Genomic DNA, 12,431 nt, shown 5'->3' with positions numbered 1-12,431 from the left:
TAGTTGTCTTGGCCTAGCCGCAGGCCCGCAGGTGCAGCAGCAAGGCCTGGTCGGGGTCAAGCACCGGCAGGGCCAGCCCGAGCATCATCAGCTGCTCGCCACTCGCTTCCAGTGTTTCCCCTCGGTTGAGCTGGGCATCGATCCAGGCCGGCAGGGCCTTCATGCGCCGCTCGGGGTGTTCGGGGAGCTCGAGCAGTTCGACCCGGTAGCGCCGCGTTGGGTCGAGTCCCGCCAGTGGCTGAGATGCCGGCAAGGCGTGGCGTGGCATGGCGAGCTGGCTGACGTTGAAGAGCGCCTCATCAGCGGCGGGGCTAACCACGCCATGCGCCTGCTGGTGCGGGTCGAGGCAATCCAGGCGCCAGCTAATGCCACCATGCAGCAGGCCGCGCAGTGCCTTGTGGCGCTCGGTCCAGCCTCTCAACACGGCGCGTTCGTCGTGGTCGAGCCGACTGACATCCAGCTCAAGCCCTAGGTGCCCGAACAGGGCGGTGCTGGCACGGAAGGCCAGGCTGGTGCGGCGTGAAGTGGTATGAGCATGCGCGGGCCCGATGTGGGCGCCCAACAGCTCCGGTGGCAAGAAGCGCCCGGCGCCGCGCTGGATATGCACGCGCTCGTGAGGGTCGTTGCAGTCCGAGGTCCAGACCCGATGGGTGTGGCGCAGGATGCCATGATCGGTGCGGGCACCACCCGAGGCGCAGCTCTCGATCTCGACCTCGGGATGCGCGGCGCGCAGCCGGGCCAGCAGGGCATAGAGCGCCTCGACCTGGGCATGAGCCGCCGGGCGACCGGCGTGCTCGCCGGCCTGGCTGGCCGCATGGGTCAGGTCGCGGTTCATGTCCCACTTGAGATAGCGGATAGGGTACTCGGCGAGCAACGCATCGAGGCGCTCGAACAGGTAGTCGCCGACCTCGGGACGCGTCAGATCCAGTACGCACTGGTAGCGGCCCAGCGGCTGGTCGCGGCCGGGCAGGCCGAGGATCCAGTCCGGGTGGCGGCGATAGAGCTCGCTGTCCGGGTTGACCATCTCGGGTTCGACCCACAGGCCGAACTCCATGCCTTGGGCGTGGACCGCCGCGATCAGCGGATCGAGGCCGTTGGGGTACTTGTCCTCGTCGAGATACCAATCGCCCAGGGCGGCACGCTCTCCGTCGCGACCGACGAACCAGCCGTCATCCAGCACGAAGCGTTCCGCGCCCACGTCCCCAGCGGCCACCACCAGCTCATCGAGACGGGCGGCGTCGTGGTCGAAGTAGAGCGCTTCCCAGGTGTTGACGTGCACCGGGCGCGGCTTGTGCGATTGCGGCCAGTCGAGGCGTGCGCGCAGGGCGGCATGCTGGCGCTGACTGGCGCCGTTGATGCCGCTGTCGGACCAGGCCAGCACCACCTCCGGGGTGGTGATCGATTCGCCGGCCGCCAGGGTCTGTTCGCCCGGCAGCAGCAGGGCGCCCAGCTGCAGCTGGGTGCTGCCGTCGAACTGACGCTCGACCAGCACGCGATGGTTGCCGCTCCAGGCCAGGTGAGCGCTGATGACCTCGCCACGCTGCTCGCTGAACCCCCGAGTGCCGACGATCACCGACGGTACACGCTGGTGCGAGCCGCGGCCGCGGCGGTTTTCCAGGGCGAACATGCCCTCGCCGATGGCATGACGGGTCTCGGTGAATTCCTGCACCCAGCGGCCGCCGAAGGTCAGGCATTCCTCGTAGCGCACCGGCAGCGGCAGGCAGGCGGCGGCCAGCCACTCGAGGCGATAAGCGCGGCTGTCCTGGTTACGTAGGGTGCTCTGCTGGCGTAGCACGCCCTCGGCGGTCAGCTGAAGCGAGAGGCGCACCTCCAACTGGCTGAGCTCGTCGCGCAGGGTCAGATGGGCGTGGGCGGCCTGCGCATCGTGGTGACAGGCGATGTCGACGACTCGCAGGTCGCTGAGCCAGTCCTGGCCGTCGCGATCGCCACTCAATGCCGGCTGGCCAGCGAAACCGCTTCCTGCGTCATTGAAGAGCGTATTGGTCGGCAGTTGGTCGAGGCTCGCTTGGGGAGTCGCGGCACTGGCCATCAATCGCTGTGTCGCGGGATCGACCGCCAGCGTATGCCCGAAATGCGCGATGCGCGGCCTGTCCTGGTCAAGGTCTAGCTGCAGCTGAACGCCGGCGGCGGTCAGGGTCAGCCACCGCGCCTCCTGCAGGTGCTGGCTGTGAGGCGCTGAGGTCGAAGCGGTGGTGGTCATGCGTTCTCTCTCTCGGGCTTGAGTCCTGCGTCGGTCTCGTAAAACGGGTCGCTTGCTCAGCGCTGACTAAAAGGATGGGCGAACAGTGCTGGCCAGCAGTTCTGGCACGGCTTGGACAGAATTCCGTCAAGGTTTAGGCAAGGCGCAGGGCAGGCTCGGCAGCACCGTGACAGCCGGGCAGATGGGTGGCGAGGTCGATGACGCAGAGAGCGCCATCCTGGGGCTGTGGGTCAGCCATGCCTTCTCGTGCCGTGGTCACATAGAGGGTGGTTAGTCCTGGCCCGCCGAAGACGGGGCAAGAAGGCTGGCTCGCCGGAAGCGACACATGGGCGATCTCCTGGCCCTGGGGGTCGAGCCTGGCCACTCGGCCAGCGCCCCACAGGGCGATCCACATACAGCCCTCGGCATCCATCACGGCGCCATCCGGTCCGCCGCCCGACAGGCGCAGGTCGGACCAGGGCTCGGGCTCGATGAAGGCGCCGGCGCGGTTGCGCTGAGGGAAGCCTTCGGCGTCCAGTGCCCAACGCATCACCCAGCCGGTCGCGGTATCGCTGAAATAGGCGTGGCGGCCATCCGCCGAGAAGCACAGTGCGTTGGGGATGGTCACTCCCCGGCGCAGGCAGGTGAGCTCGCCGCGATGCAGGCGATAGAGACTCCCGGCACCTGGCTCGGCACCAAGCCCCATGCTGGAAAGCCACAGGCTGCCATGCGTATCGACCCGGGCATCATTGCTGCGGGTGACGGGGTTGTCGGCCTCGAAGGGCATGAAGGCGCTGATCTCGCCGGTTTGCGGATCGAAGCGCGACAGTTGGTGTTCCGCGACCAGCAGGTAGTCGTCATCAGTGGTCAGCGCCGCGTAAGAGGTTCGCCGGTCGAGCTGGCTGACACGGTGATCGAGGCCATCAGGCCCGGCGCGGTGTAGCTCGCCGGCTAGAATATTCAGCCAGCGCAGCTCGCCGCGCTCGGCGTCCCAGCCTGGGCCTTCGCCAAGCTCGCAGCCGCTGGCGACGCAGACCCTGGCATGACCTAGGCAGGGGGATGACGGTGTCGGGACATCACTCATGCGGGGGCTCCTTGTTTAGATGCGAGCTAGGTACGAGATGCGCCAGGTCGGCTGGTGTGAATCAGTCGGCCGCCTGCCAGGCGGCGACCAGGGCGCGGGCCCGTTCGCCGACCTGCTCGGCGCTCAGCCCCGGGGTGTAAATGGCGGTGCCAAGCCCGGCGCCATGCACGCCGGCCGCCCGCCACTCGGCGAAGTTGTCGGTGCCGATGCCGCCGACGGCATAGAGTTCGGTGCCCGCAGGCAGCACGGTCTGCATGGCCTTCATGTTGGCGATGCCGACCTGAGTGGCGGGGAACAGCTTGAGCCCGGAGGCGCCGGCCTCGAGCGCCGCGAATGCCTCGGTTGGAGTGACGATGCCGGGCATGGAGACCATGTCCAGGCGGCGGCTTTCGCGAATCACCTCGACGTTGCAGTTGGGCGAGACGACTAGCCGGCCCCCCACCGCATGCACGTCGCGGACCTGTTCGGGCGTCAGCACGGTGCCGGCCCCGACGAGAATGCGCTCGCCATGATACTCGGCGCAGTGGCGTACCAGCTTCTCCACGCTCTCGAGAGGCTGGGGCGAATTGAGGGGAATCTCGATACGCGTGATGCCGGCGGCGATGATGGCCTCGGCGATATCGATGATCTCGGCGGGGGTGACACCGCGCAGAATGGCGACCAGTGGCAGGCTCATGGGCTTTCCTTAGGTAGCATGATGTGTATAGCGTGATGTGACTCGCACGACATGGATCGCTCAGACAGCCGCGTCGCGCGCTCTGGGTCATCATTGATGAATCACAAGATGACGGATCTTGGATTGGGGCTTATTCAGCCGCTGGCGGCGAGGCTTGCTTGATGGATACGCCCGAGACCGGCCAGGATCATGTCGGCATTGGCCTCGATGTCGACCGAGAAGCCTCGGTGCTCAAGCGCAAGCCGGTAACGCTGGCACAGCGCTGTATCGCCGATCAGCACCACACGGCTGCCAGGCGCCAGGTTTGCCGTGGCGCCCGCCAGTTCCAGGCCCAACACCAGGCCTGACAGGCGGGCGCTCAAGCGAGTGCCTCGGGCCTCGCCTGCGGGTAGCCGGCTGTCGAGCAGGTCCCGGGCGCGGATGCCGAACAGCTCGGCGCTGAGGCGTTCCGGGGCCGCCATGGCCGTATCGATGCCGTCCAGGTAGGCCGTCCGCTGGTCCTCGTCGCCGAGGTTGCCGGCACGGTCATCGGTTGCCAGCGAATGCTTGAGCACCGAGTGCTGGCTCAGCAGCTTGAAGAGCTCGCCGCTCATGAAGGTCGTGAAGCCGCTGATGCGGCCGTTCTCGAGCCGGGCCCATTTGGCATGGGTGCCCGGCAGGCAGACGGCGCCATCGAATGCCGGGTGACGATTCATCAGCCCGGCGAGCTGGGTCTCTTCGCCGCGCATCACATCGAAACCTCCTGCATCGAGACGCTGTGGCGCCTCGGCGCTCGGGCGCTGACACAGGCCCGGTACGATCCGCACCTGCAAGCGCGGGTCCTTAGTGGGGACCGGCGTCAAGCGACTGCCGAGCTCGGCGAGGACATCACTGTCATCGGTCAGCGGCAGATAGGCCGCTTCTACCCAGCCCTGACGAGCACCGGCCATGCCGCACACCAGTACCTCGATGGCCTCGTCGTGTGCCATTGAGGCCAGCCAGTCGCCGACCGTCTCGAGCAGGGCGCCCTCGAACTCATCCGGGGCCAGCCCCAGCATGCCGCGCGGGCCGCTGGCGTCGGCGATGATGGTACCGGCGTCGTCCAGGGCCCAGGCACGCAGGTTGCTGGAGCCCCAGTCGACAGCGATCCAGGAAAGGCGGTCGGCGAGGGGGGCGGCTTGATCAGCGGTCATCGTGGCGTTCTCCATTGCTGGGCGCCCTGGCAAGGGCGCCTGCATCATCGGCAAGTGCTGTAGGGCAAGGCGTTTACCGCTCGTTTACCATTCGGCCACCGAGCCGTCCTCGTGCTGCCACACCGGGTTGCGCCAGCGGTGGCCGACCTTGGCACGCTCCTCGACGAAGGCCTCGTCGATCTCGACGCCCAGCCCCGGCCCCTGAGGGATGGCGCAGAAGCCGTCCTTGATCTCGAGGGCCGACTTGTCGGTGAGGTAGTCGAGCACGTCGTTGTCCTTGTTGTAGTGGATGCCCATGCTCTGTTCCTGGATGAAGGCGTTGTGACAGACCGCATCCAGCTGCAGCGAGGCGGCCAGCGTCAGCGGCCCGAGCGGGCAGTGCGGGGCCAGCGCCACATCGTAGGCGGAGGCCAGGGTGGCGATCTTGAGCCCCTCACTGATGCCGCCGCAGTGGGAAATATCCGGCTGGATGATGTCGACCATGCCGTCGGCCAGCAGGTCGCGGAACTGGAAGCGGGTATGCAGGCGCTCGCCGGTGGCGATCGGCGTGGCGATGCCTTCGGCGATGTGCTTGAGGGCCGGCAGATGTTCGGGGGCGACCGGCTCTTCGATGAACATCGGATGGAACTGTTCGAGCTCGCGAATCAGCGCCTTGGCCATCGGCCGGTGCACGCGGCCATGGAAGTCGATGCCGATGCCCACATCCGGGCCTACGGCTTCACGGGCCTCGGCGACACGAGCCACGGCATCGTCGATCTTCTTATGGGAGTCGACGATCTGCATTTCCGGTGTGCCGTTCATCTTGAAGGCGGTGAAGCCCTGATCGACCAGGGCACGGGCGCCGGTGCCGACGTCGCTGGGACGGTCGCCGCCGGTCCAGGCGTACATGCGCATCTTGTCGCGCACCGGGCCGCCCAGCAGTTGGTGTACGGGCACGCCCAGCTCACGACCCTTGAGGTCCCACAGCGCCTGGTCGATGCCGGCGATGGCCGACATCAGAATCGGGCCGCCACGATAGAAGCCGGCCCGATACATGACGTTCCATAGGTGCTCGATATGGCGCGGGTCCTGGCCGACCAAGTAATCGGAAAGCTCATGGACGGCCGCTTCGACGGTGGCGGCGCGGCCTTCGACGACCGGTTCGCCCCAGCCGTAGCAGCCTTCATCGGTCTCGATCTTGAGAAACAGCCAGCGCGGCGGCACCTGCCAGGTCTTGAGTCGAGTGATTTTCATGCGATGCATCCTTTTATGTTGGGCGAAGTGTCGGGCTAAGAGCCGGGCCTGACGTTGGTCTTGGCGTCGGGTGTGGCGCAGCAGCGGGCGGCGCGAGGCCGCTATCGGTCAGCTAGCGTTCATTCGTTCGTAAAGGCGACCGGGTGCCTTAGTTGGCGACCGCCGCTGTCGACGCCCAGGTCGGCGGCGGTGCGGGCCAGTACCTGCTCGGTAGCCTCGCGGGCTGCGTCCGGCTGGCGCAGGCGGATCGCCTCGAGCACCCGACGATGGCGCGCCAGGCTGTCGTCGAGCGAGTCAGCCTGATGGTGGGAGTGTTGGATCAGCGCGACGATCGAGGGCCGCAGTAACAGGCCCATCTGCCGCCAGACCAGGTTATGGCTGGCCCGATAGATGGCGTCATGGAAGGCCACGTCATGTTCGGCATGTTCCACGCGGCGAGCCGGATCATCGGCGCTTTCGCACATGCCGTCGAAGGCGGTCTCGATGCGCGCCAGGTCCTGGGCCGTGGCGGCAAGGGCTGCGAGTTCCGCGACGAAGGGTTCGGCGGAAAGTCGGAAGGCGAAGACCTCGCGCACCAATTGCGGATGTGGTGACTCCAGCCCCGCCATCCATTCGCTCATCTGCGGGTCGAGCAGGTGCCACTCGACGATGTCGCGAACCACGGTGCCGCGGCCGGCGGTGCGCTCGATCAGCCCGCTGGCGCTAAGCGCGGCCAGGGCGTTACGTATGCGGTTACGGCTGGCCGCGAAGTGCTGGCACAGGTCCAGCTCGCGGGGGAAGGTGTCACCGCTCGCCCAGTGTCCGGACAGAATGGCATGCGCCAGCACCGTTGCCAGCGCATTGGCGCCACCGGGTTCGGCGGGCTGGGGCAGCTGAGAAAGTTGCGAGGGCTTGGCGTGTGATGAGAGTGCGGTCACGGCGGTCTCCAAAATATCTGATTTAAATATATTAATGTCAGACATTTTTGGCAATCACTTTGCCGTCGACCTCGCTTAGACATTGGTCGCGATGGGGCTGGCCGATGAGGGGCATATAGCCGTCAGGCCAAGCGAGAGACCCAGGTGTGGCAGGTACTGCAGAACGGCGGCCGAGTGGGGAGCATACGGGCCTGCTAGGCGCTGCCGATCTTGAACAACATAGGCCAGGCGCAACGCGGCCCGGTCGATGACCGGGCCGCGTGTCTTTGAAGCTACTTGCTGGAGCCAGCGTCAAGCCGGCTCAGCAGAGGCTTACTGATTGCCGTCGACGGCTTGCTGAGCCTTGTCGCCGGCGGATTCGAGGGCGTTACCGGCACTGGTCAGCGCATCGGCGGTCGCGGACTTGGTGGTTTCCCAGGCGCTGCTGGCGCCTTCCTTGGTATTGGCCCAGGCCTTGCTCGTGGCCTCCTTGGTCTCAGCCCACCAGGTGCTGGTGTATTCGGGCTGCTGGCTGATCTCTTCACTCGTCATGTCGAGATGCACGACATAGCTGACCTCATCGAGATTGTTGCCATTGAGTGTTTCAACAGTGAAGTCGCCGGTGTTGACCACGTAGGCCTTTTCGGCCAGGCCAAACTGATCGTCGGTCTCGACGACCAAGCCGCGAACCTTCATGTCGTCATCTAGCAGGATATCCTCGACTTCGCCGACTTGCTGGCTGGGGGTCGCCTTCAGGACGACGTCGGCATCGTTGAGTTCATTGGCGGAATAAAGTCCCTGAGGGGCGGCGAGGGCCGAGCCTGCGACGCTCATGCCACCGATGAGCATGGCGCCGAACAGGGCACCTTTCAGGTTGCTTGTGCGATCGGTCTTGAGCGAATTCCGTGCTGTCATGAACGAGTACTCCTGATTGAGATTCCTTTTCATGGCCGGATGCTGCGCCATACCCTCATATCTTGAGGGCATTGGGGGAATTTCAAGGGCGTGACGCTTGCGTTACACCGGGTCTTGCGCTGGTTGGGCCTATGTCGACGAAAGCGGGGCCCGAGCCAGACAGCAGCCGGTTGGTGCGACGTCATGCGGTCAGCGGGCGCTGGCATTGTGACGGCGCGAGGTTTCGGTAAAATTGCAAATGCAATTAATAATGCTTTTCATTTTTGTGTCAGTGGCATCGTCATCGACGGGGTCGAAGGCCCACTGACTCAGGACAAGGACCCGCCGTGGATCTGCTTCGCGTTATCTTTCGCCACTATCGCTGGCACTTTCTTGCCGTCATGTTGCTTAGTCTGGCCAGCGCCGGGCTCGGCATCGGCGCCATTGCCTTTATCAACCGTCGGCTGATCGAGGCGGTGGGTGATCCCTCAAACGTTTTACCCGCTTTTCTCGGGGTGATCGTCGCACTGCTGGTGGTGACCCTGGCCTCTCAGCTGGCGTTGACCACGCTTGGGCACCATTTCGTCTATGGACTGCGAGGCCGTCTGGTCAAGCAGATTCTGGATACCGATGTGGAGCGGCTCGAGCGGCTGGGCAGCGCTGAGCTGCTGGCGAGCCTGTCCAGCGATGTGCGTAACGTCACCATCGCCTTCGTGCGCCTGCCCGAGCTGGTGCAGGGCGTCGTGCTGACCATTGGATCGGCGGTCTATCTGGGCTGGCTGTCGCCCAGTCTCCTGCTGGTCACGGCCCTGTGGCTGGTGGTCACGATTGCCGGCGGTTCCTGGTTGGTGGCGCGGGTATATCGCCATCTGGCCAAGGTGCGTGAAAGCGAGGACAGGCTTTATCAGGACTACGAGGCCGTCATCCAGGGGTGCAAGGAACTGGCACTCAACCGCAGCCGGGCGCGGCGCCTCTTCGAGGGACCCTATACCGATGACGCGTGCGCTTATCGTGACCATATCATCCGGGCTGACACCTACCATTTAAGCGCCGTTAACTGGTCGAACATCATGATGCTCGGCGCCATTGGCGTGGTGTTCTATCTGGCCAATGGCTTGGGCTGGGCAAGCACCGCCGTCGCCGCGACCTATTCGCTGACGCTGCTGTTCCTGCGCACACCGCTGATTCAGGCGGTGGGAGCCTTGCCAACGCTGCTGAGCGCTCAGGTCGCCTTCGACAAGATTGCGGCATTGGAGCTGGCCGAACCGCAAGCGGATTTCGCGGTGGCCGAGCCGGCGACGGCGGACTGGCAAACCCTGACGCTGCGCGGCGTGAGCTTTACCTATACCGGCAGCGATGCTCTGCCAGGCTTCCGGGTCGGCCCTCTGGATTTGACCCTGAGGCGCGGCGAGCTGGTGTTTCTGATCGGCGGCAATGGCAGCGGCAAGTCGACTCTGGCCAAGCTGCTGACAGGCCTCTACCAGCCCCAGGAAGGGGAGCTGCTGCTGGACCATAAGCCGCTGAACGATGCCCTGATACCGGCCTATCGGCAGCGCTTTTCTGCGGTCTTCACCGACTTTCATCAGTTCACGGACTTGGTCGGCCCTGAAGGGGGCCAAGCCGATCCGGCGCTCGTCGAAGTGTGGCTCGACTATCTGGCGATGCGCGACAAGCTGATGTTCGAGGGCCAGCGGGTGACCAATCCCGAGCTTTCCCAAGGGCAGCGCAAGCGGCTGGCGCTACTGATGGCGATCGCCGAGGAACGTGACCTGCTGTTGCTGGACGAGTGGGCCGCCGACCAGGACCCGCAGTTTCGCCGGGTCTTCTACCGCGACCTGTTGCCCCAGTTGAAGGCGATGGGCAAGACGGTGTTCGCCATCAGCCACGACGACCACTACTTCGACCATGCCGATCGGCTGTTGGAGATGCACGGCGGCCGGCTGAGCGAGTTGACCGGTGACCAGCGGGAGCGAGTCAGTCGCGATGCGGTGGCGAGACTGGATCAGGGGGAGGGCTGAACGGCATCAGGGGTTGGCATTGTTAATCTAAATAAAAAAAATTATCATTTAATTTCTTGATATGTCACAACCGTCATCCCCTGACGCATCCCGCCTCCCACTATCAGGTAAGATCCATGCACTCACCTCTTCACCACTCGCAACACCACTCGCAACAGCACCTGCAGCTATCGCCACTGACCGTCGCCGTTCGCTATGGTCTGACGTTATCCCTGCTCTGTGCGCCACAGCTGGCGATGGCTCAGGACGAGCAGGCCGCCAGCACCGAGGCCGATCCTATGGTCGTGACCGCCACCGCGCTGAAGGTCAACGCCCCAACGATCGAAACACCGCGGGCGGTATCCACGGTCGGACGCGAAGAGCTCGACGAGCGCAATGTCCAGAGTCTTGACGAGACCTTCCGCTACCGTTCAGGCGTGCTGTCCGGACATTATGGCGCCGACAACGACACTGACTGGTTCAAGGTGCGGGGCTTCGATCAGGCCACCTACCAGGACGGTCTGCGCATTTATCGAACCGGTTACTATCAATGGTTGCCTGAGCCTTATGGCCTGCAGAGCGTTGATGTATTCAAGGGGCCGGCGTCGATTCTCTACGGCGAGGCGCCGGCCGGTGGCCTGGTCAATGCCGTCAGCAAACGACCGACGGCCGAGCGGCGGGGTGAAGTCAATCTTCAGGTCGGGAACCGGCATCATCGCCAGCTGGGCATCGATACCTCCGGTCCGCTGACCGAGACTGGAGATGTGCGGTATCGCGTGGTCGGCATGGCCAAGCAGCGCGATGGCGATCTCGACAATACCGAGAACGAGCGCTATTACTTCGCGCCGAGTCTTGAGGTGGATGTCAACGACGATACCAGCATCACCTTCCTGGCCAGCGTCCAGAAAGACGATGCGGTCCCCACCAACCCCTTCAAACTGACTTATGGCACCGTCGAGGACACGCCCTTTGGCAAGGTCGATCCTCAGACGAGTTACGGTGAGCCGGACTACGACACCAACGAGCGCACCCAGGCGTCTCTGGGCTATGAGCTTCGTCATCGGTTGAACGACACCTGGCGCTTCGAACAGAACCTGCGCTATAGCCATCTGGATCTGAAACTTCGCAGCACCTACATTTCCGCTCGCCAAGCTGGCAGCGAGCGCCTGGCATCCCGCGGGTTGGTGTATCGCGATGGCGATATCGAGAGCTGGATGCTGGACAATCGCTTGATCGGGACCTGGTATGGTGACCGCACCGAAAATACCCTGATGATCGGCCTTGGCTATCAGGATCTTGGCCTGGAAGGTCAGGAGGCAGACCTCTTCAGCTTCGGCGACCCCATCGACATCTTCGACCCCCAGTATGGCAACTACACGCCGGTGAGCGGCGATCAGCTGACCGAGCGTGAGATCGACAAACGGCAGACCGGCCTGTATCTGCAGGATCAGCTGCGTATCGACGACCGCTGGGTGCTGTTGGGCAGCGTGCGCTATGACCAGGCGAAAACCGATAACTTCAACCGCACCGACGGCACTACCCAGCGTGCCGATGATGACCAGGTCTCCTGGTCCGGTGGGGTGATGTATCTAGGCGATCATGGCATCAACCCTTACCTTAGCTACACCGAGTCGTTCGAGCCGCAAGCCAGCGCCGATAGCAACGGGCGCCTCTACGAGCCTCTCGAAGGTGAGCAGTGGGAAGCCGGCGTCAAGGTGGCGCCCCGTAGCTGGGATGGTTATGTCACCGCAGCGGTCTTCGACCTCGAGCAGCGCAACAGCCTGGTCACCACGGGGGGTGGGCGTCAGGAGCAGGTGGGCAAGCAGCGCTCCAAGGGCTTCGAGCTCGAGAGCGTTGGCTACCTCACCGATCAGCTGCAGCTCACCACCGCCTATACCTATACGGATGCCCAGCGCGAAGGCGACGAGCGCAAGAGCTTGATTCCGCGTCACCAGGCATCGGCCTGGCTGGATTACCGCTTCCAGGAAGGCGCTATGGCAGGGCTCAAGCTGGGCGGCGGCGTGCGTTATGTTGGCGAAAGCGTCTACGACCAGATCACCGTGCCGGACTATACCCTGGTCGATGCCATGGCCAGCTACGACTTCGCCGACAGCTGGCGGGCGCAGGTCAACGTCAATAACGTGACCGACAAGGAATACATCGCCAGCTGTGATTACTGGTGCTACTACGGCGAGTCGCGCAGCGTGATCGGCAGCCTGAGCTACCGTTTCTGATTCGACTCTTGGTTAGGTGTCTTCATCGACCGCGTCTGGCGTCAT

9 protein-coding genes are annotated in these 12,431 nt (G+C 64.4%); 2 read left to right on the top strand and 7 right to left on the bottom strand.

Annotated features, from left to right (window positions below; translation table 11 throughout):
• Positions 1-13 precede the first annotated feature (13 nt).
• The 7 genes from HUS66_RS00620 to HUS66_RS00590 form a co-directional block, all read right to left on the bottom strand.
• Positions 14-2,221: an alpha-galactosidase gene (locus HUS66_RS00620; RefSeq protein ID WP_175069064.1), complete on the bottom strand. Its 2,208-nt coding sequence runs from the start codon at positions 2,219-2,221 to the stop codon at positions 14-16.
• Positions 2,222-2,354: 133 nt separating this feature from the next.
• Positions 2,355-3,284 carry an SMP-30/gluconolactonase/LRE family protein gene (locus HUS66_RS00615; RefSeq protein ID WP_175069063.1) on the bottom strand — a complete coding sequence of 310 codons (930 nt, stop codon included), beginning with the start codon at positions 3,282-3,284 and terminating at the stop codon, positions 2,355-2,357.
• A gap of 61 nt (positions 3,285-3,345) precedes the next feature.
• Positions 3,346-3,960: a 2-dehydro-3-deoxy-6-phosphogalactonate aldolase gene (locus HUS66_RS00610; RefSeq protein WP_175069062.1), complete on the bottom strand. Its 615-nt coding sequence runs from the start codon at positions 3,958-3,960 to the stop codon at positions 3,346-3,348.
• A gap of 134 nt (positions 3,961-4,094) precedes the next feature.
• A complete protein-coding gene (locus tag HUS66_RS00605; protein WP_175069061.1) occupies positions 4,095-5,132 on the bottom strand; it encodes a 2-dehydro-3-deoxygalactonokinase in 1,038 nt (345 codons plus the stop codon).
• An 84-nt stretch (positions 5,133-5,216) separates the two neighbouring features.
• Positions 5,217-6,365 carry a galactonate dehydratase gene (dgoD, locus tag HUS66_RS00600; RefSeq protein ID WP_092523510.1) on the bottom strand — a complete coding sequence of 383 codons (1,149 nt, stop codon included), beginning with the start codon at positions 6,363-6,365 and terminating at the stop codon, positions 5,217-5,219.
• Positions 6,366-6,484: 119 nt separating this feature from the next.
• On the bottom strand, positions 6,485-7,282 hold the full coding sequence (locus HUS66_RS00595) for a FadR/GntR family transcriptional regulator (RefSeq protein WP_282847725.1): 798 nt from the start codon (positions 7,280-7,282) through the stop codon (positions 6,485-6,487).
• A 312-nt stretch (positions 7,283-7,594) separates the two neighbouring features.
• Positions 7,595-8,176 (bottom strand): PRC-barrel domain containing protein, encoded by a 582-nt coding sequence (locus tag HUS66_RS00590; protein WP_175069059.1) that lies wholly within the window; start codon positions 8,174-8,176, stop codon positions 7,595-7,597.
• Positions 8,177-8,502: 326 nt separating this feature from the next.
• On the opposite strand from HUS66_RS00590, the gene HUS66_RS00585 reads away from it, so the two are divergent.
• Both HUS66_RS00585 and HUS66_RS00580 read left to right on the top strand, forming a co-directional pair.
• Positions 8,503-10,173 carry a multidrug ABC transporter permease/ATP-binding protein gene (locus HUS66_RS00585; protein ID WP_175069058.1) on the top strand — a complete coding sequence of 557 codons (1,671 nt, stop codon included), beginning with the start codon at positions 8,503-8,505 and terminating at the stop codon, positions 10,171-10,173.
• Positions 10,174-10,409: 236 nt separating this feature from the next.
• Positions 10,410-12,386, top strand: coding sequence for a TonB-dependent siderophore receptor (locus HUS66_RS00580; protein ID WP_175069421.1), 1,977 nt, complete (start codon positions 10,410-10,412; stop codon positions 12,384-12,386).
• Positions 12,387-12,431 lie beyond the last annotated feature (45 nt).

It is taken from the genome of Onishia taeanensis (assembly GCF_013349955.1).
GTDB lineage: Bacteria > Pseudomonadota > Gammaproteobacteria > Pseudomonadales > Halomonadaceae > Onishia > Onishia taeanensis_B.
Note: the sequence above shows the minus strand (reverse complement) of the source record. Positions and strands in the feature narration are given on the sequence as shown.